At 28.7% G+C, this 21,291-nt stretch carries 20 protein-coding genes; 16 read left to right on the forward strand and 4 right to left on the reverse strand.

The window, feature by feature from the left end; all coding sequences use genetic code 11:
- Positions 1-19 precede the first annotated feature (19 nt).
- The 6 genes from J3359_RS03735 (at position 20) to J3359_RS03760 (ending at position 5,608) form a co-directional block, all read left to right on the forward strand.
- Positions 20-1,156 carry an SDR family oxidoreductase gene (locus J3359_RS03735; RefSeq protein WP_208079410.1) on the forward strand — a complete coding sequence of 379 codons (1,137 nt, stop codon included), beginning with the start codon at positions 20-22 and terminating at the stop codon, positions 1,154-1,156.
- A 20-nt stretch (positions 1,157-1,176) separates the two neighbouring features.
- A complete protein-coding gene (locus tag J3359_RS03740) occupies positions 1,177-2,175 on the forward strand; it encodes a metal-dependent hydrolase (RefSeq protein WP_208079411.1) in 999 nt (332 codons plus the stop codon).
- A gap of 88 nt (positions 2,176-2,263) precedes the next feature.
- Positions 2,264-2,677, forward strand: a complete 414-nt coding sequence (locus J3359_RS03745; protein WP_208079412.1) for a phosphatase PAP2 family protein — start codon at positions 2,264-2,266, stop codon at positions 2,675-2,677.
- Positions 2,678-2,722: 45 nt separating this feature from the next.
- Entirely contained in the window at positions 2,723-3,886 is a 1,164-nt protein-coding gene (locus J3359_RS03750) for a hypothetical protein (RefSeq protein WP_208079413.1), read from the forward strand.
- A gap of 11 nt (positions 3,887-3,897) precedes the next feature.
- Positions 3,898-5,037, forward strand: a complete 1,140-nt coding sequence (locus J3359_RS03755) for an acyltransferase family protein (RefSeq protein WP_208079414.1) — start codon at positions 3,898-3,900, stop codon at positions 5,035-5,037.
- Positions 5,027-5,608: an SCO family protein gene (locus J3359_RS03760; RefSeq protein WP_208079415.1), complete on the forward strand. Its 582-nt coding sequence runs from the start codon at positions 5,027-5,029 to the stop codon at positions 5,606-5,608. Before J3359_RS03755 ends, J3359_RS03760 begins: the two co-directional genes overlap by 11 nt.
- 84 nt (positions 5,609-5,692) lie before the next feature.
- Here the strand turns inward: J3359_RS03760 and J3359_RS03765 are convergent, their stop codons facing one another.
- A complete protein-coding gene (locus tag J3359_RS03765; RefSeq protein ID WP_208079416.1) occupies positions 5,693-6,880 on the reverse strand; it encodes a hypothetical protein in 1,188 nt (395 codons plus the stop codon).
- 65 nt (positions 6,881-6,945) lie between these two features.
- A complete protein-coding gene (gene ychF / locus J3359_RS03770) occupies positions 6,946-8,037 on the reverse strand; it encodes a redox-regulated ATPase YchF (protein WP_208079417.1) in 1,092 nt (363 codons plus the stop codon).
- Between the two features lie 153 nt (positions 8,038-8,190).
- Between ychF and J3359_RS03775 the strand changes: the two genes are divergently transcribed.
- Positions 8,191-9,690 (forward strand): carboxypeptidase-like regulatory domain-containing protein, encoded by a 1,500-nt coding sequence (locus tag J3359_RS03775; RefSeq protein ID WP_208079418.1) that lies wholly within the window; start codon positions 8,191-8,193, stop codon positions 9,688-9,690.
- A 131-nt stretch (positions 9,691-9,821) separates the two neighbouring features.
- On the opposite strand, the gene J3359_RS03780 is transcribed toward J3359_RS03775, so the two are convergent.
- A complete protein-coding gene (locus J3359_RS03780) occupies positions 9,822-10,172 on the reverse strand; it encodes a 4Fe-4S dicluster domain-containing protein (RefSeq protein WP_208079419.1) in 351 nt (116 codons plus the stop codon).
- Between the two features lie 69 nt (positions 10,173-10,241).
- Between J3359_RS03780 and J3359_RS03785 the strand changes: the two genes are divergently transcribed.
- From J3359_RS03785 to J3359_RS03825, 9 genes are all read left to right on the forward strand, one after another.
- The gene (locus J3359_RS03785) at positions 10,242-11,303 is read left to right on the forward strand and encodes an acyl-CoA reductase (protein WP_208079420.1); all 1,062 of its coding nucleotides are present in this window, start codon (positions 10,242-10,244) and stop codon (positions 11,301-11,303) included.
- 107 nt (positions 11,304-11,410) lie between these two features.
- The gene (gene serC / locus J3359_RS03790; RefSeq protein WP_208079421.1) at positions 11,411-12,478 is read left to right on the forward strand and encodes a 3-phosphoserine/phosphohydroxythreonine transaminase; all 1,068 of its coding nucleotides are present in this window, start codon (positions 11,411-11,413) and stop codon (positions 12,476-12,478) included.
- Positions 12,479-12,572: 94 nt separating this feature from the next.
- Complete coding sequence (locus J3359_RS03795; protein ID WP_208079422.1) at positions 12,573-13,523, forward strand: D-2-hydroxyacid dehydrogenase; 951 nt, start codon at positions 12,573-12,575, stop codon at positions 13,521-13,523.
- Between the two features lies 1 nt (position 13,524).
- Complete coding sequence (locus J3359_RS03800) at positions 13,525-14,763, forward strand: DUF1015 domain-containing protein (protein WP_208079423.1); 1,239 nt, start codon at positions 13,525-13,527, stop codon at positions 14,761-14,763.
- A 116-nt stretch (positions 14,764-14,879) separates the two neighbouring features.
- Entirely contained in the window at positions 14,880-15,551 is a 672-nt protein-coding gene (locus J3359_RS03805) for a YggS family pyridoxal phosphate-dependent enzyme (protein ID WP_208079424.1), read from the forward strand.
- A 25-nt stretch (positions 15,552-15,576) separates the two neighbouring features.
- Entirely contained in the window at positions 15,577-16,656 is a 1,080-nt protein-coding gene (locus tag J3359_RS03810) for an exonuclease domain-containing protein (RefSeq protein ID WP_208079425.1), read from the forward strand.
- 221 nt (positions 16,657-16,877) lie between these two features.
- Positions 16,878-17,408 carry an RNA polymerase sigma factor gene (locus J3359_RS03815; protein ID WP_208079426.1) on the forward strand — a complete coding sequence of 177 codons (531 nt, stop codon included), beginning with the start codon at positions 16,878-16,880 and terminating at the stop codon, positions 17,406-17,408.
- A 4-nt stretch (positions 17,409-17,412) separates the two neighbouring features.
- On the forward strand, positions 17,413-18,204 hold the full coding sequence (locus J3359_RS03820; RefSeq protein WP_208079427.1) for an anti-sigma factor: 792 nt from the start codon (positions 17,413-17,415) through the stop codon (positions 18,202-18,204).
- Between the two features lie 80 nt (positions 18,205-18,284).
- A complete protein-coding gene (locus J3359_RS03825; RefSeq protein ID WP_208079428.1) occupies positions 18,285-18,950 on the forward strand; it encodes a hypothetical protein in 666 nt (221 codons plus the stop codon).
- A gap of 88 nt (positions 18,951-19,038) precedes the next feature.
- Here the strand turns inward: J3359_RS03825 and J3359_RS03830 are convergent, their stop codons facing one another.
- Positions 19,039-21,264: a TonB-dependent receptor gene (locus tag J3359_RS03830; protein ID WP_208079429.1), complete on the reverse strand. Its 2,226-nt coding sequence runs from the start codon at positions 21,262-21,264 to the stop codon at positions 19,039-19,041.
- Between the last annotated feature and the right edge of the window lie 27 nt (positions 21,265-21,291).

Genomic DNA, 21,291 nt, shown 5'->3' on the forward strand with positions numbered 1-21,291 from the left:
TTTTTATTTTAAAAAAAATATGAATTGTTTATTAACTGGTGGCACTGGAATTTTAGGAAGTCATATTCTTTTTGAATGGCTACATAAATCGATAGTCGAAAAATCTGTAAATCATCTTTTTGTAATTATTAGAGATAATAAAAAACCTGCAAAACAACGTTTAAAAGCTATTTTAAACGACGCTTCTCGCCCTAATTTTTTAAATGATTTTACTTTAGAAGCTTGTTTAGAAAAAATAACAGTTATTTCTAACGATTTAACCAACATCACAAAAAACACTTTAGAGAAATATAATTTCGATACTGTTATACACTGTGCAGGTTCTACAAGTTTATTAAATACAAACGATTCTAAAGAAATCGTTCACACTCAAAATTATTTAGTTACAAAACATCTTTTAGGTAATTTACCAGAAAAAGTTAATCGGTTTCTTTATATAAGTACAGCTTATTCTTTTGGAATTCAAAATGAAAAAGTAAATGATCAAATTGAAAACTACGATGTTAACGAATTTAGAAATCCGTATGAAAAATCTAAATATGAGAGCGAAAAATTTGTAAAAGAAACCTGTTTATCTAGAAACATACAATCTCAAATATTAAGACCTAGCATTATTTGTGGACGTTTAATAGACAAACCGTTTTTTGAAACCCCAAAGTTTGATGTTTTTTATGCTTGGCCAATGTTTTTAGCCAAATATGCCAATAAATCTATCGAAAATTTTAGAATTTGGATCGATAAAAAAAGTGGTTTAAACATCGTTCCTGTAGACTTTGTGTCGAAAGCCGTTTTACATGCTTTTTTAAACCCTAAGATCAAAGAATTAAACATTATCAACCCAACACAAATACTTCATAAAAATTATGTTGGCGATGTTTTAGAATCTTTTAATATTAACTCTTATAAATATGTTCACGAAAAACCAGAAAACCTAAATGCCTTTGAAAACTTATATTATAAAACTCTCGGCGATATTTTCGAGAAATATATTTCTATACCAGATTTACAATACAAACCAGACTTAATTTTAAAGTTAATACATCAATTAAAAAAGTTAATACATCAATTAAAAATAGAGGTTAATTTAGGTGTTCATAAAAATTTTATGAATTTAATTAATTTTTCGGTTGAGAAAAACTTTGTAAAAAGTTACTAAAATTAAAAAATAGAAAAAAATTGGATTCGTTAACTCAAATTGTTTTAGGAGCTGCAGTTGGCGAGACTGTTCTAGGGAGAAAAATAGGAAATAAAGCGATGTTGTATGGCGCAATTGCTGGTACAATTCCAGATTTAGATATTATTTCCTCTTACTTTACAGACACTGTTACAGCTTTAGAAATCCATAGAGGTTTTACGCATTCGATCTTATTTTCTGTACTCTTTGCTCCACTTTTTGCTTTTATTGTTATAAAATATGAAAAGTATAAAAACTTCAAAAACTGGACACTGTTATTCTTTTTGGCTTTTGTAACGCATCCTATTTTAGACGCCCAAACCACTTGGGGAACACAATTATTTTGGCCTTTAGATATTCGATTGGCATTTAAAAATGTGTTTGTTATTGATCCTTTATACACAATTCCGTTTTTAGTTTTTTTGATTTTGGCAATGCTTCAAAAAAAGGATTCGAAAAAAAGACGTTTGTACAATAATTTAGGGTTGATAGTTAGTAGCTCTTATTTAATTCTAACTTTAATTTTGAAAGGAGTTTCATATCAAAAATTCACGAAAGAACTTGTTTCTAAAAACATTACGTATCTTAATATTGAAACAAAACCTGCTCCATTAAATACTATTTTATGGACTGCAAATATCGAAACTAAAGATGCTTTTTTAATAGGTTATTCCTCTTTTTTAGATAAGAATCCAATTCAGTTCTCTAAATATCCTAAAAATCATGAGTTGTTAGGTGAGTTGAAAAATCATCCTAAAATGAAAAGAATGATTGCGATTTCTAAAGGTTGGTACACGATTAATAAAGTAAATAATACGCTTTATTATAACGATTTACGCTTTGGTACATTAAGTATAAAACCAAATGCAACCAATTTTGTTTTTAAGTATAAAATTACTGTCGATAAAAATGGAACTCCTTTTTTTGTTGAAATACCTAAAGATAAAAGTGAAGGCAAAAAATTGTTATCCGATTTATGGAAAAGAATAAAAGGGAATTAAAACTCTCTTGCCTTATTATTAGACAAGAAAACACAAAATCATTCTGGGCAATTATTCAGAATTTATATAGAAAGTTTGGCAAACACAGTTGCATTGTTTATTATTACAGCAGGTTTATTTAACAGAAGCCGACCTTATACTTATTAAAAAATGTGCCTTTAGAACAACGAAAAAGTATTACAGCCACAAGATTTTTTATTCTGGACATGTTGCTACAGCTACAACTGCCACGTTTTTTTCTTCAAAAGTGTATCAAGATTTTATTCCAGATTCACATGCAATACCTTATGTTTATGCAGAAGCCACAATTTTACCTGCAGCAGTTAGTTATTTTCGAATGCAAGCTGGCCAACATTTTTTAACGGATGTTATGTTAGGATACACTTTAGGAGCTTTGGCAGGTTATTATATTTCTGAACTACATAAAAAGAAAAATGAATCTATTTCTTTTCAGCCAATTATAGAGCAAAATTTTTATGACACTTCCTTTCTTTTTTATTAAATTGAAAATCAATACTTTTGATACTAATTATTTAATGATAATTCAATGATAAAAAAAATCTCCATTTTTAGTGTTCTTTTTCTAATTTTAGGTGGGTCTATTTTTTATTTTTCAGCAACAAAACTTCAGAAAAATAAAATAAAGCATTTCGTTTATCATAATTTAGGAATTTTAGAATCCGATTGGAACATCAATATAAAGAAAAAGGAGAACGAATATATCGCGAATTTCGATTCGCCAACTTTATTAATCGACGATGTATATTCTTCCATGGAAGGTCCATATACCTATAAAAAAACAATGCTAAATAAAAATGAAGATGCTCTTTATTGGATTCATCAATTTGAGGCAAAAGCAAACAGTACCAATAATAAAAAAGGAAATTCTAACGATTTTATTTGTCACGTAAACTTATATCATAGTACTGTAGAACATTTTTCGAGAATGGGTTTTCAAGACAGAATTGGCGCGCAAAAAGAATCGCAATTAATTACCTTAACCACTGGTGGTTTAAATGTTAAGTTTCCAAAAGGTTTTGGATATCCTGTCTATTCTAATGAAAAAATATTATTGGGTTCTCAGGCTTTAAATTTAAATGATAAAAATGATTGGTTTAATGTAAATTACAACTTTAAAATACATTATTCCAAAGAAAATCCGAAGACTATAAAACCATTATATATGAAATATTTGGTTTTAACCTTGCCTTATAAAGACGAAGCAAAACCACAATTTAAAACTTCGATTGACAATTTACCAGAGTACGTTGTTTGTGCTGGTGCCAATAGCAACTCCAGACACGAAAGCGTGAATGAAAAAGGCGAAAACATTACTGCTTTTTGGAAAGTTCCTGTTGGAAAACACATTTACTCTAGTGATGTAACCAATTTATTGGCACTTAATAAAGAAGAAACCATGCATTATATAAATGTTCATGTACATCCTTATGCAACAAATTTAGCTTTGGTAGATGCCACAACAAATACAGTTATTTTCGAATCGATAATTACAAATGCACAGCATAAAAAAGGTATAAAAAATATTACCTCTTTTTCTTCTGAAGAAGGTGTTGTTTTATATCCAGACCATAAATATAAAATGAAACTGACTGTAAATAATACAACCAAAGAAGAAATAGATATGATGGGAAGTTTCTTCGTATATTTTTACGACAAAGAGTTTGACGAGAAATTAAAGTCAGAAATTTAATAATTTCTAATTTGAAAATAAATTATACCCACCGAATTTTTGGATTAGACATTGTAAGAGCAACTGCAATTTTGTTGGTCGTATTTTCTCACATGAGATGGATTATGCCCAATCTTCCTAAAATAATAGAACAAGTTTTAAGTATTTTTGGAGTTCTGGGAGTCGAAATTTTCTTTGTTTTAAGCGGTTTTTTAATTGGTAAGATTCTATTGAATGATTTTTTAAAAGATAATTATAATTTTAACTCCGTAAAATATTTCTGGAAAAGAAGATGGTTTAGAACGTTACCAAATTACTTTCTTATTTTAATTATTAACATTTTTATTTCTAAATTAATTCAACAAGAATTACCAAATTCTCTTTGGAAATATTTTTTCTTTTTACATAATTTTTCTTCTGAATTACCTCCCTTTTTTATGGAATCTTGGAGTTTATCCATAGAAGAATTTACGTATTTATTATTGCCTTTTTCTTTACTTCTTTTATCATTTTTAAAATTAAAAACTCTAAAAATTATACAATTTAGAAATTGTATTTTACTTTTGCTATTGCTGTTTTTTGTATCAAAAGTAGTTTATCATTTTTCGTTGGAAAACGAGAGTGTTGTTTTTTGGAACATCAACCTTAGAACTACTGTAATTTATAGAATTGATGCTATTTTTTATGGTGTTTTAGCTTCTTACTTTTATATAACTAAAAAAGAAAAATGGTATCAATTTTCTAATATTTTTTTAATATTTGGATTTTTAGTTCTTGGAGTTATTCATACTTTAATTGCTATTGGAATTTTAAATTTTACCGATAATTTATTTTTCTGGAATGTACTTTATTTACCAATAATTTCGATATCAATTGCATTTATGATTCCTTATTTTACAAAAATAAAAACAGCTACAAAATGGATTTTAAACCCCATCTCTTTTATAAGTATTACTTCTTATGCTATTTATTTACTGCATAATTCCGTTGTTTTACATTTAATGAAACATTATTATCCTGTTGAAAATTTATCAACAAACAGTATTGTATTCTATTGTTTTATATATCTTTTAATTACATTAATTTTATCTTATGTTTTGTATCGTTTTTTCGAAAAACCAATGACAGATTTAAGAGAAAATAATTCCAAAAAATATTCTAATGAGCTTTAAAATCGGCTTTAAATTAATTTTTATATTTTTTATTTTGATGTTTTTTTCTTGTGAAAATTCTTCGAAAAAAGTTCCTATAATTAGTAATACATTCAATATTCATAAAGCCGAAATCGATGCTTTTCAGTTTAGAAATCAATTTAATGAAGCCTTTGATTTTTATTCTCTAAAGGGAAATGTGCATCTGGTAAACTTTTTCTTTACAACCTGTAAAACAATTTGCCCAATGATGGAAATTCCTTTAAATGATTTGGCTGAAAACAATGCTGATGTAAAATTTATCTCTTTCACCATTGACCCTGAGAATGATACGATTCCTGTTTTAAAAGAATATTACGACCGTACAAAAAGTACAAATAGAATATTTTTAAGAGGTACACAAAAAGAACTTTCAAAAATAGCAACATATTATTTAAGTTCTATTAGCAATAAAGATAATGAAATTTTATATCACACCAGTTATGTAATTTTATTGGACAAAAAAATGCAAATTAGGGGACTGTATAATTCTTTAGATAAAGACGATTTGACTTTTTTAAAGGAAGATATTCTTATTCTCTTAAAAGAGTAAATTTAGATAAAACAAATTTTGGGTAAAAAAAATCCCAAATCAATAAAATTTGATTGGGATTTAATTAAAGTTGTTAAGTTAAATTTAGCTTCTAAACTTATTGTTGGTTATGATAGATTTTAATTTTTGTTTCAAGTCTCTACCTGTATCATAAATCATTTGTTCGTTACTAGGAAAAGGAACTACTTTTAAGCGAATTAAATCTAAAAAAGAAGATTCTAAAGCTCTTTTATCGCCTTTGTAATTTGCATAAATATGCTGAAAAACAAACTCGCTGGTAATAGGATAAGTATCTATAACCTGTTTCGATTTAAAATCTATATATTTTACTTGCCCTGTTACTTTTGCCGATTTAAATTGTGTAAATTGATACAGCTCACAACGTACTTTTACAAGTTTATCTACTTTAATTTTTTTACCATTTTTGTCTAATACTTGATCTCCATTTTTATCTAAAAGATATTTTGTACCATCTTTTACCTCTTTTTCTTTAACAAATTCTTTTTCTCTTACTTGTTCTGGAGAAACTTGAATATTTCTTAGGTTTAATTCTAAACCAAAATCATAGTTTATTTTTTTGTCTTTTGTGCTATGATATACAGTCCATAAATCGTTTAAACCATAGGTATTAAAATTTAATAAATCTTCTTCGAGTCTTTTTGGTACAACTTTTTGTGTTTTATTTTTCATAGAAACAAACACAAAATCTAAACCTCTTTCACGCGATATATTCATTAACCTTCTTACATCTTTAAAATTAGGATTTATTCTTTCTATATATTCTAAATCTGAATAGGCGTTTCTATAATCGAATTTATTATCTGCATTAAAGTATTTTTTGGCTTTTGCGTATAAATAGTCCGATAGTTTTTCTTTGGTAGCTATAATATAATCGTCGTAATTTTTAAATTGAAAATTTGCATTTCTATTTTCTTCTAAAATTCTTAATGGCAACAATGGTTTTAAAATTTCTTGTCTTCTTTTTAGGTTTTCGTATAATTCGTAAACAGTTTCTATATTTTCTGGATTATTATCTTTCTTTAAATAGGAAATTCTTGCCAAATCTCTAGATGTTGCTTTGGCAAAAGCTTCTTCTAAAATTAAAATATAAGGCTGGTTGCTTTTTTTTGTTTTATTTTTTTGAAGTTTACTTATTGCTAAATCAATGCCTTTATCATAATTTCCACTAGCAACAGCTTTTTGTGTTTTTTTTACTCCTCCACAAGAAATTAGTAAAAAAACAAATGTTGTTAAAAATATAATTTTCTTCATAATTAAAATGTTTAAACAATTCGTTTTCAATTAATGTGCCATATTTGGCTTCCTTCAATATTTTTTTATACATTAAAACGGAAATGCATTACATCTCCATCTTTTACAATATATTCTTTCCCTTCTACTCTCATTTTACCAGCTTCTTTCACTTTTGCTTCCGAACCATAAGTAACATAATCTTCGTAAGAAATAGTTTCGGCTCTAATAAAGCCTTTTTCGAAATCTGTATGAATAACGCCTGCTGCTTGTGGTGCAGTTGCTCCAATAGGAATGGTCCAAGCTCTTACTTCTTTTACACCTGCAGTAAAATAGGTTTGTAAATTTAATAATTTGTATGCAGAACGTACCAAACGTGAAACTCCAGCTTCTTCTAAACCAATGTCTGCCAAAAACATTTGACGCTCTTCATAATCGTCTAACTCTGTAATATCTGCTTCTGTACCTACTGCCAACACAATAACTTCCGCATTTTCATCTTTTACAGCTTCTCTTACTTTTTCTACATAATTGTTTCCAGAAACTGCAGATTTTTCATCAACATTACAAACATATAAAACTGGTTTTAAAGTAATAAATTGTAAAGGTTCTACAAATTCTAATTCTTTTTCAGAAAAATCTAAAGTCCTTACAGATTGTCCTTTTAATAAAGTTTCTTCAACTTTTAATAAAACAACTAATTCTGCTTGTGCTTCTTTATTTCCTGTTTTTGCAGTTCTTTTTACTCTTTCTAATCTTTTTTGAACCGTTTCTAAATCTTTTAGTTGCAACTCAATATCAATCGTTTCTTTGTCTCTAACTGGGTCTATTGAATTATCTACATGAATAATATTGTCGTTATCGAAACATCTTACCACATGTAAAATGGCATCAGTTTCACGAATATTTGCCAAAAATTGGTTTCCCAATCCTTCTCCTTTACTTGCTCCTTTTACCAAACCAGCAATATCTACAATCTCTACAGTTGCAGGTAAAACACGTTCTGGATTTACCAATTCTTCTAGTTTTTCTATTCTTTTATCTGGTACATTTACAACTCCTAAATTAGGTTCTATCGTACAAAAAGGAAAGTTGGCACTTTGTGCTTTTGCATTTGATAAACAGTTAAATAAAGTTGATTTTCCAACGTTTGGTAATCCTACAATTCCGGCTTTCATTATATATGTATTATCTTCGAAAGGTCTGTTTTACTTAAAATTAAGTTAACTTTCTTAAAATTTTCAGAATGCAAAGATAATACTTTGTTAAACTTAAACAGACTTTTATTTAGAAATATAGAATTGAGCTACTTTCCCCTAAAATAAAAATCAATGAGCCCAAAATTACGTATCTCTTTGTTGTTATTCTTGTTAAGTTTAGCAACATTCTCTCAGACAATTACTGGAAAGGTAGTTTCAGAAAACTCTTTAAAACCTATAGAAAATGTTTCGATAGCAACCAATTTAAAAACAGGAACCACAACCAACCCATTTGGAAAATATACACTCAATTTAAATAATGTTGAAACAATAACCTTTTCTTTCTTAGGGTATTCCACAAAAACACTTTCTAAAAAACAGTTAATTGCACTTAATTATCGGGTGAGTTTAGCTGAGTCTGTTAATCAATTAGACGAAATTCAATTAAACCTTGCAACGATTTCTTTGGATTCTTTATTAATAAAGTCTGAAAAAAGCATGAAAGAAAACTTTCTAAAAGAAACAACAAAACAAGAAATATATGCTATTGAGAGCCAGAAAATGGATTTTAAAAAATTAGATGTAGCATTAAAATCTAGCTCTATATTAAGTAGAAAAAAAAGAAAATTGGCAGAAAAAGATTTAGAAGAATTTTCTAAAAACCTACAAAAAAGAAAACCAGAGTTTTCATCGGAATATAAAACGATTGTAAAATCTAGAACTATTTATGAGCCAAAAGTAAAAAAAACACTTACTTTTTACATTCCAGATTCCATACAAGGTTACAACAAAGCAAATATTGGAGCAGGAATAACCGTTAAAAACATCAGTAAAAGACTTCAAAATATCGTTTTAAAACATTTAAATAAAGAAAAAACCTATAAAGTAAAATCGGGTTGGTTTAAGGTAGAAGATTCTTTATCATTAAAAAAAGTAATCGAAAAAAACGATTCTATCGAAAAAAGTAACAGTTTTAGTAATGTAAGAATTTCAGATTTTTTAATGCATACAAATAAAGAAAGTACTTTTTTTAATAAAGATGCGCAGCATAACTTTTTTAATAGAAAATATTACAACCATCATCTAGAAAAAAACGAGTTTTTAGGATCTTCTAAATATTATGTAATTTCTTTTGAACCCAGAAAATCGAAAGCAAAATATGCAGGTAAAATTTACATTAATGCTTCTGATTTTTCAATAAAAAAAATAGCCTATAAATTTGCTACTGGAAAACGTGGAGAACACTTAAATCTTAGATTTTTATTTGGGGTTAAGTTTTCAGAAAATAAAAACTCAGTTACTTTATTTTACGAAAAAAACGAATCTGGAAAAATCTATCTTTCTTACTATTATAAAACAAAAACAAGCTATGCTTATGTAAACAGACCTATAAAATTTATAGAAAATACAAAGGAAAGAGAAAAAGTGAAATTTAACATAAAAGTGGAAGTAAATATTTCTGATACTGAGGAAATCTTACTAAAAGAACCCACAATAATTGATGCTTCAAAAATAAAAACTTTCAAGAAAGAAGATTTAAAAAAGAGAACAACCTATTTATCAAAAGAAAAATATGAAAATTCTCCCTGGAAAAACAGAACTAAAATTAAAGAATATTTGCAAAAGTATTAAGCAACAAAAATCCCGAATTTTATTTCGGAATTATTTTGTCTTATTTCTTGAGTCTAAACATTATTCTGTTTACTCTTTACTCTTAATTCTTAATTCTTAATTCTTAATTCTTAATTCTAAAAATCAAAAAATTAATCGTTATGCATAAATTTTTGTTTCGCTAAGAGCTCTTCTTCAGTCTCTACATTATCGTCATCTGGTACACAACAATCTACAGGACAAACTGCAGCACACTGTGGCTCTTCATGGAAACCTTTACATTCTGTACATTTATCTGCAACAATGTAATAAATTTCGTCGGAAATTGGTTCTTGATCTTCATCAGCATTTTTAGCTTTTCCATTTGGTAAAACTACATTTCCGCTTAAATCTGTTCCATCTGAATATTTCCAATCGTCTGCTCCTTCGTAAATTGCTGTATTTGGGCATTCTGGTTCACAAGCCCCACAATTTATACATTCATCTGTTATTATAATTGCCATAATTTTCTTTTCTAATTTGTACCTTTGCAGTTGCAAAAATAACGCCAAAATAAGTTACAACCAAAATAAATGGATAGTATTCAAAATAGAATTACTGCTTTTGCCAAATTAGGCACTTTTTTAAGTCAGTTTTCGCAAGAAAAAGTAGCAAAAAAAGAGAATATCGAACACAACGATTTATTTTTTGATGGCTTTAAACATCAATTAAAAATAGCACAAGAAAACAACTCTTGGTTTACCAAAGAAAACTTATTATTCTCTTTAGAAAGTTGGTCTAAAACTCTAACTAAAAGCAATTTAGAGAAATGGATTTTTAATAATAATTTAAAAATTAAAACTCCAAAAACAGTTGCGATTGTTATGGCAGGGAATATTCCTTTGGTTGGTTTTCATGATTTTTTATCGGTTTTAATCTCTGGACATTCTGTTTTAGTAAAACAATCTTCTGGCGATAAACATATATTGCCTTTTTTAGCTAAGTATTTAGAATATGTTGAAGAAGAATTTAAAGGAAACATTACTTTTACAGAAGAAAAATTAGAAAATTTCGATGCCGTAATTGCAACTGGAAACGATAATACAGCGCGTTATTTCGAATATTATTTCAAAGATAAACCAAATATTATTAGAAAAAGTAGGAACTCTGTAGCAGTTTTAAAAGGAAACGAAACTGAAGAAGATTTACAAAAATTAGCTGACGATGTTTTTACCTATTTCGGGTTAGGTTGTAGGTCTGTTTCTAAAATTTATGTTCCAAAAAACTATGATTTTAATAACTTTTTTAACGGAATGTATGTTAAAAAAGACATAATAGAAAATGCGAAATATGCGAATAATTACGATTATAATAAGGCTGTGTATTTAATGAGTGAGTTCGATTTGTTAGAAAACGGTTTTTTAATGATTAAGGAAGATAAGAGTTACTCCTCTCCTATTGCTACTGTTTTTTATGAATATTACGATAATGAAATAGATCTAAAAATAAAATTATACGAAGATAAAGATAAGATACAATGCATTGTTGCAAAAGACTTCATAGAAAATGAAGTTGATTTTGGTGAAACTCAAAATCCGCAATTGTGGGATTATGCTGATGGTATAAATACATTGCAATTTTTATCGGAAATTTAATATAATAGCAAAGAGGCAAAGTTGCAGAGTTACAAAGTTTAACTTTTGCAACTCTGCAACTTTGAAACTCTGCAACTTTGAAACTTTGAAACTTTGAAACTTAAGAAATGAAAAAACACAATTTTAGTGCAGGACCTTGTATTCTGCCTCAAGAAGTTTTACAAAAAGCATCTGAAGCAATTCTAAATTTTAATAACGATAATTTATCGTTAATAGAAATTTCTCACAGAAGTAAACCTTTTGTAGAAGTTATGGAAAAAGCCAGAAGTTTGGCTTTAGAATTGTTAGGTTTAAAAAATAAAGGCTACAAAGCATTGTTTTTACAAGGTGGTGCTAGTATGGAATTTTTAATGGTTGCTTACAATTTATTAAACAAAAAAGCAGCGTATTTAAACACAGGAACTTGGTCTTACAAAGCTATTAAAGAAGCAAAACATTTTGGAGAATTGGTAGAAGTTGCTTCTTCTAAAGACAACCATTTTTCTTACATTCCTAAAGGATATTCGATTCCTGAAGATGCAGATTATTTTCACTGTACAAGTAACAATACAGTTGCAGGAACGCAAATGAAAGAATTTCCAGAAACGAATGTTCCTTTGGTTTGTGACATGAGTTCCGATATTTTTTCTCGTCAATTAGATTTCGAAAAATTCGATTTAATTTATGCTGGAGCACAAAAAAATATGGGACCTGCAGGAACAACTTTGGTTATTATTAAAGAAGAAATCCTTGGAAAAGTAGAAAGACACATTCCATCAATGCTAAATTATCAAGTTCATATCGATAAAGATAGCATGTTTAATACACCTGCAGTTTTTCCTGTGTATGTTTCGATGCTAACTTTGCAATGGTTAAAAGATTTAGGAGGAATTCCGTTTATTGAAGAAGTAAACAACAAAAAAGCTGCTCTTTTATATGCTGAAATTGATAGAAATCCTCTTTTTAAAGGAATGGTAACAAAAGAAGATAGAAGTATTATGAATGCAACTTTTACGTTAACGGATGAATCTTTAACAGAAAAATTCGACAAAATGTGGGTAGCAGCAGGAATTAACGGATTAAATGGACACAGAAGTGTTGGAGGTTACAGAGCAAGTATGTACAATGCTTTGCCATTATACAGTGTACAGGCTTTAGTAGATGTAATGCAAGAATTAGAAAAATCCCATCTTTAATTCTTCCTTAAGGGAAGAAAACTGCTGTGGGTATATTAAAAGAATAAATTAAATTATAAATAAAACTCCTTCCCTTTGGGAAGGTTGGCATGGAATGAAAATATTAGCAAACGACGGATTATCAAAAAGTGGAATAGACGCTTTAGAAAAAGAAGGTTTTGAGGTTTTAAATACGAAAGTAGCTCAAAATCAATTAGAAAATTACATAAACGAACACAACATAGATGCACTTGTAGTAAAGAGTTTAACAGAAGTTCGAGACGATTTAATTGACGAATGTCCATCTTTAAAACTCATCGCTTTTGCAGGTGTTGGCATGGACACAATAGATGTAGATTATGCGATTGATAAAGGTCTACACGTAATTAATGCACCTGAATCTTCTACAATTTCTGTGGCAGAAATGGTATTTGCACATCTTTTTGGAATGGCAAGATTTCTTCATTCTGCCAATAGGGAAATGCCTTTAGAAGGAGATTCTAGATTTAGAGAATTAAAAAAAGCGTATTCTAATGGAACAGAATTGCGTGGTAAAAAATTAGGAATTATTGGTTTTGGAAGTATTGGACAAGAAGTGGCGAAAATTGCCATCGGAATTGGAATGGAAGTAATTGCAATGGACGAAAATATGGATTCTGAAAGCATTACATTAGATTTTTTTAATGGACAAAAAGTAAATTTTAATATTGAAATGAGTTCTAAAGAAGAATTATTAAAAGAAGCAGATTTTATTACAATTAACGCTCCAGACCAAGATGGTTATATAATTGATGCCAATGAAATCGAAGAAATGAAAGATGGTGTTGGAATCATAAACACATCTAGAGGAGGAAATTTAAATGAAGTCGCTTTGGTTAATGCCATAAAAGATGGAAAAATACAATTTGCTGGCTTAGATGTTTTTGAAAGCGAACCTACCCCAGAAATTCAGTTATTAATGAATCCAGATTTGTCTTTATCTCCACACATTGGAGCTGGCACCAATGAAGCTGAAGAAAGAGTTGGTGTAGAAATTGCAAATCAAATTATAAAACTTTTAAAATAAGTTGGCAATTGTAAAACCTTTTAAAGCAGTAAGAGCTACAAGAGATAAAGTTGCGATGGTTTCTTCGAAATCGTACGAAATTTATACTCCAGAAATGTTGTATTCTAAATTAGCCTTTAATCCTTTTACATTTTTACACGTAGTTAATCCTGGTTATAAATATCATAAGCAAGATATTACAGAAGAATTACGATTTAAATTGGTACATAACAGGTATTTAGAATTTAAAGAAAATAACGTCTTTCAAAAAGATAGCTTGCCTGCTTTTTATATTTACGAGAAAATAACTCCTACTAATACTTTCTGTGGTATTATTGCTGCAGTTTCTGTGGAAGATTATCATAATAATGTGATAAAAAAACACGAAGGAACGCTTAAGAAAAGAGAGTTACTGTTCGAAAATTATCTAAAAAATACAGGTTTTAATGCAGAACCTGTATTGCTAACATATCCTGATAATGATGAAATTACAGCCATCATTAAAAAATACAAACAACAAAGAGCAGAATACGAGTTTTCTACAACCGATAAAGATTTACACCTACTTTGGGTAGTAAATGATGCAAATGATATTGAAAAAATAACAGAAGCTTTTAAAGATGTGGAAACATTATATATTGCTGATGGGCACCACAGGTCTACATCTTCTTGTTTGTTGGCACAAAGGTTGGCGAGGGAAAACTCAAATCATACAGGAGAAGAAGATTATAACTTTTTTATGAGTTATTTGTTGCCAGAAAGTAATTTGAAAATCTATGAATTTAATCGTTTTATAAAAGATTTAAATGGTTTAACTGCGGATGAATTTCTAATTGAATTGGACACCTTTTTCAGAATTGAAAATCGAAAACAAGAACTCTACAAACCAAAAGAAAAACACCATTTTAGTATGTACTTAAATGGAGAGTTTTATGCGTTGTATTTGCGAAAATCTATCTATAATTTTACAGATGCTTTAAGTAAATTAGATGCTCAAATTTTATATTCCACAGTTTTAAAACCAATTTTAGGAATAGAGGATATTAGAAACGACTCTAAAATTGTATACTCTCAAGATAAATCGGATAGTTTAGAGTTAAAAACAAAAGTAGATGCTGGCGATTTTAAAGTGTCTTTTGGAATGTTACCAACCAATATTAATGAGTTGAAAGAAATTGTAGATTCCGATTTGTTAATGCCTCCAAAAACCACTTATATCGAGCCTAAATTAAGAAGTGCATTAACAATTTATGAGTTTTAACTATTTAGAATTTTAAAGTAAAACTATTGAATATCGTCAGTTCGAGTGATTTCGATTTTTCATCGGAATTGTATCGAGAACATTTTTAACGCAAAATTTTAATTCAAAAAAACAGAATGAACATCAAAGAAAATTTAAAAAATATACATAATAACATTCCTGAAAACGTAACCTTAGTTGCAGTTTCTAAAACCAAACCTGTTGCAGATCTACAGGAAGCTTATAATGCTGGTCAGCGTGTTTTTGGCGAGAATAAGATTCAGGAAATGGTAGAGAAATTTGAGGTTTTACCCAAAGATATAAAATGGCACATGATTGGTCATTTACAAAGTAATAAGGTAAAATATATGGCTAATTTTGTAGATTTAATTCATGGAGTTGATAAGTTTTCAACATTAAAAGAAATTAACAAACAAGCCCAAAAACACGATAGAATTATCAACTGTTTGTTACAAGCGAAAATTGCAAAAGAAGACACTAAATTCGGATTGTCTTTTGAAGATATTGAGGAAATCCTAAATTCATCAGAATTAAAAGATTTAGAAAACATAAAAATTGTTGGGTTTATGGGAATGGCTACATTTACAGACAACCAAGAGCAATTAAATGAAGAATTTTCAGCATTAAACACCTTTTTTGAAGTACAAAAACTAAAAACTGTTTCTAAAAACTGCCAATTAAACACCCTTTCTATGGGGATGAGTGGAGACTATCAATTGGCAATTGAAAATGGAAGTACGATGATTCGTGTAGGAAGTTCTATCTTTGGCAGTAGAAATTATAATTAATAAATTTCCCCGATAAAAAAACGATTTGTACGCAATATTAGACATTGAAACAACTGGAGGTAAGTTTAACGAAGAAGGCATTACAGAAATTGCTATCTATAAATTTGACGGACATACTATTGTAGACCAGTTTATTAGCTTGGTAAATCCTGAAAAGGAAATTCAGAAATTTGTAGTAAAACTAACAGGTATTAACAATACCATGTTAAAAAATGCACCAAAATTTTACGAAGTTGCCAAAAGAATTATAGAAATTACCGACAATTGTACGCTGGTTGCCCACAACACTTCTTTCGATTATCGAATTTTAAGCACAGAATTCGAACGTTTAGGCTACGATTTTAACAGAAATACATTGTGTACTGTAGAATTGAGTCAGGCTTTAATTTTAGACCAACCTTCTTACAGCTTAGGAAAACTAACCAAATCTTTGGGAATTCCTATGACAGATAGGCACAGAGCTTCTGGAGATGCGTTGGCAACTGTACAATTATTTAAGTTGCTATTAGAAAAAGATGTTCAAAAAAATATCATTCAGAATTCTGTAAAATATTACAATCGCAGCATAGAGAAAGACAAACATCAAAAATTAATAGATTCCACAGCCAAAGTAATGGGAGTTTTTTACGTACACGATTCCGAAGGAAAAGTAATTTATTTAGGACGTGGAAAAAATATAAAAGCAGAAGTAAATAGGTTATTTTTAAAAGACACAAAAAGGTCTATTAAAATTCAAGATAGAGTAAATTCAATATCATTTGAAAAAACTGGTAATGAACTTTTTACACGCTTAAAATATTATATAGAGTTGGAAGCTTTATCACCAAAATATAATTTTAAGAAAAAGAGAAAACCTTTTCATCAAAATTTTAATAATAATGATTTTATTATAATCGATAAAGGAAGAGAAATTGAAGAACATGCTGTTATCTTAATAGAAAATAACGAAGTTTTTGGCTATGGTTACACGAATTTGGCATACCAAGAAAATAAATTAGACATTTTAAAAAAAGTACTTACTCCAATTGAAAATAAGGAATTAGCCAAAACAATTATTAAAAATTATTTGAATAAAAATAAGGTTCAAAAAATTATTCGATTGTAATCTTTCTTATTAAAAATAAAGATATCTTAAAAAATATTTTAACTATTGTTTTAAGAATTCCGACTAAGCTTATATTGAAAAAAAATTCTTAAATATAAATTGTGTATTTCTCCAATATACGAAAAAGAAGTATTTAACAATCTCAAGATTTATTCTTGATATTTTTTTTGAAAATCAATAATTTGTGAATTTTATTTTATAGTTTAGCAATTGTCAAAATTATGAACTTAGATTTACTTATATTAGAATTCCAGAAAAAAGACGTAAAAGCGTACGAAAAACTATACAATATGTATTGTAATAGTATTTCTGGAGTAGTGAACAACATTGTTAAAAATGATGATGTCTCACAAGAAATTACACAAGATGTTTTTATAAAAGCTTGGAATAACTCAGCTTCTTACTCTTCCAAAAAAGGCCGTTTTTTCACATGGATACTTAACATTGCAAGAAATGCTGCGATTGATTATACACGTTCTAAAAAATATAAACAGTCTAAAAAAAACCTTAACTCCGATTTTTTCGTAGATATATTAGAGACGAGTCGAAGTTTAGATAATTCTACAGATGCCATTGGTTTAAAAGAATTCGTTACCAAGTTAGGTAATAAATGTAAAAGAGTCATAGAATTGCTTTATTTTAAAGGATTCACTCAAAAAGAAGCATCAGAAGAATTAGAAATGCCAATTGGTACTATAAAAACAAGAAATAGAAATTGTATAGGCGAATTACGTACTATGCTTGGAGTTTAAATAAATGAATATAAAAGAATACATAGCATCAGGAATTTTAGAACTGTACATTGCAGGTTCGCTCTCTGAAAAAGAGAATGAAGAAGTGCATGCTGCAATTCAAGAAAACCCAGAGTTGTTAACAGAAGTGTTATCAATAGAAAATGCGATTGTAAAACTTACAGCAGCAGCTTCTAAAAAAGATGCTTCTTATTTATTTACAACCATAAAAAGAGAAATTGATGGCAAAGAGACCAAAGTAGTTTCAATCTCTAAACCAAAGAATAATTGGTTACAATATACTGGTTGGGCTGCTTCCATTCTTATTGGAAGTGCTTTAATTTGGTCTATTTCAAAAAACAACCAATTAAAAGAACAAATCGCTACAGAAAAAGAACAGTTAGAAGAGCAGATAGATAAAGCTTCTAATAATTTAGCTGAAGCAGAAAAGTTAATTACAATTTTTAGAGATAAAGATATTATTTCTGTACCTCTGGCTGGACAAAAGGTTTCGCCAAACTCGTATGCAAAAGTTTATTGGGATAAGAAAACGAACAGTATTTATTTAGATGCAAAAGGCTTACCAGATCCACCAAAAGGAAAAGTGTACCAAGTTTGGTCTTTAAAATTAAGTCCTTTAACACCAACAAGTTTAGGAACTATAGAAACATTTACAGCAGATGCTAATAAGATATTTACCATAGAAAACACAAACGATTCAGAAGCATTTGGTATTACTTTAGAGCCTGCAGGTGGTAGTGAATCTCCTACTCTAGAGCAATTATATACTTTGGGTGCAGTTACAGCAGCTCCATAGAATTCACATAAATTATATATAAAAACCTCACTTTTTAGTGAGGTTTTTTTTTGCGATATTTAGATTTTAAAAATTTAACGATGTTATTTGAATCCAACTATAAATTAATGATATTAAAACGTTTGTTCTTATTTACACTGCTTACAATATTTTCATTCTTAAAAAGTAGTGCTCAAAATCAAAAAAAATATATCTATTATTTACATGGACGAATTATTGAAGTACAAGGAAAAAATGCTGTAAGTAACGTATATGGAAAATATGAATTTGATAATATTATAAAGGCTTTAAACAATAAAACCGATAGTATTATAGCTGTTATAAGAAATAATAATGTAGATCATATAGAATACGCTAAAAAAGTTTCTAAGCAAATTAATCGTCTTGTAGAAAAGGGTGTAAAACCAAACAACATAACTGTTATAGGAGCTTCAAAAGGAGCAATAATTGCGAGTTATGTTGCGACTATCAATAAAAATTATATCAATTATGTTTTACTTGCTGGTAATAATAATTATCAAGAAAACAATAGAAATTGGAAGTTTCACGGTCAAGTACTTTGTATTTATGAAATTTCAGATACAATTGCTGGTAAAAACTATGATTATTGGCAAAATAAAGAGAATTTAACTACTAAGTTTGAGCAAATAGCGTTAAAAACAAATCTAGGACATGGTTTTCTATACAAACCTATAAATGCTTGGTTAAAACCGACGAAAAAATGGATTAAGAATCAAAAAATATAAATTAAAAAAATGCCTACCACATTGCTGTGATAGACACTTCATCCAACTAAAATTAACCAAACAAACATGGTTAAAATTTTAAATATTTTTAAAATTGATATTTAATCGATGCTTTTGCAAAAAATGGTGTTCCTGGTGTAAAATGAATTTCTTCTACAGAGGTTGTTTCATTTTGTAGTCTAGACTCTGTTGCAAATTGTGTTTCATTCCAATCTACATCGAAAATATTTTGAATTGCCAAACCTAGCGTAATATCTTTCATTTTATAATTGATGTTAAAATCGGATACGAAATAACCTTCTGCAACTATAGAATTGTCTTCATTTGCTGGTCTATCATCTATATATCTGTAACGTAAACCTCCAGAGAAATTACCTAAATTATTAAAAGACAAACCTCCTGCCATTGTAAAATCTGGCGCTAAAGGAATAAAATCTTCTCCACTAGCATTTTCTAAACTTCTTGCCCTTGTAAATGTAGCATCTGTATCTAAATATAACCAATCTGTAAACTGATAACGAATACCTAAGTCGAATCCAAAACGCTCCGATTTTCCTGATGGCTCTACAATTCCTGCATCTCCAACGTACACAAATTCTTCTTCCGAAAATAAATACCAAGCAGCAGTGTTTAACACTAAATTATTTGTGGGTTTCCAAATATTTCCAAAATCTAAACCATAGGCTCTTGGCAATACTTTATCTGCATTTTGTTGTAAAACGACTCTTGTATCGTTTGAATGAAAGCCAATTCCCGATTTTAAAAACCATTGTAAATTATCGTTTTGAGTGTATAAAAAGTTTAATTTCGGGTTTATAATTGCTTTCGTTTTTGTTAGTGTTTTATAAGTTGGGGTTAGAGCATTATTATAAAGAAATTTAAAATAATCTAAACGTACAGCTGGCGATATTTTAAATTTACCAATCTCAAATTCTGAGTTAAAGAATGCATACATATTCGTTTGTTTTACATCTCCTAATTGAATTCTTTCTAATATTTCTTTTCTGTTTTTAGTTCTTGATAACTCTACATCGTTTATTAAATCGTAACGTAAACCTGCTCCTTTTGTAAATTTCACCTCAACATCTCCAAATTCTTTATTCGAAATTATTTGAGCATTTGCTCCAAAAATATCTCTATTTTCGAACTGTTTTATTTGATCTCCATTTACTGGATCTTCTAAGAAAAAAGTGAAGTTAGAGAACAACTCAAAATTATATTTCGAGTAAAAAACATTACTTTTTAGAATAGATTCGTTGGATAAAGTTTTATGAAACTGAACATTAAAATTGGTTCTACTTGTGTTACCTCCCTCTGTATCGTCAATTGCACCAAACCTGCCTATATTTCCGTTTGCAACTTCTCTTTCTGGAATTTGCCCAGAAGCATCCCAACTACTTGTAAAATGAGAAGCTGTTAAGGTAATTCTATCTTTTCCATTTAAAAATGCACTGTATTTTCCAAAAATATTTAATCTGGTAAAATTTTGAGGCGACTCAAAAGGTCCATCTGTAGCAATATATTCTATTGCGACATAAGCGTTTTCATCTTTTTTAGATTCTAAAAGATTAAACATTCCTAACATTCTTTTCGAATTAAATTGTCCTGCTTCAAAAGAAATTACATTTTTATTTATGCTGCTTTTTGTAGAAAAGTCTACATACCCAGCTGTATTAAAATCACCTTGGTTCGCATAATAAGGTCCTTTACCGAAGTTGATATTCTTTATGGTTTCTGGAATGATAAAGTGTAAATCGCTATAACCTTGTCCATGTGCGTGAGAAACCAAGTTTATTGGCATTCCATCTACAGAAAGTGTAATATCTGTTCCATGATCTACATCGAAACCACGCAAAAACATTTGTTCTGCTTTTCCTCCACCTGCATGTTGTCCAATAATTAAACCTGGAACTTTTCTTAAAATTTCTTGTGAAGAATTCACAGGGTTTACACTTAAATCTACCTTTGCAATGGTTTGTAATGCATTTATTTCTTTTCTTAAAACCATTTCTTCTAATTGAAAAACTTTCGTTTGCAACTGAATACTAAAGTTCGTAAAACTCTCTTTCGTTAATGTTATTTCTTTTTTTTGATATCCTAAAATTCCTATTTGAATTGTATTTCCAATAGTTGTATTGTCTAATACAAAACGCCCGTTTAAATCTGTATGTGTATGCGAATTAGAATTCGAATTATATACGTAAGCATTTTCAATAGGTTCGTTAAATGCATCTAAAACTCTACCTTTTAATTGTTGACTGTAAGTATTTACACAAAAAACAACTGAAAAAAATATGATTAATTGATTTTTCATTTCTAATTTTTTAAATTTTTTTGCGAA

This window comes from Polaribacter cellanae, assembly GCF_017569185.1.
Taxonomy (GTDB): domain Bacteria; phylum Bacteroidota; class Bacteroidia; order Flavobacteriales; family Flavobacteriaceae; genus Polaribacter; species Polaribacter cellanae.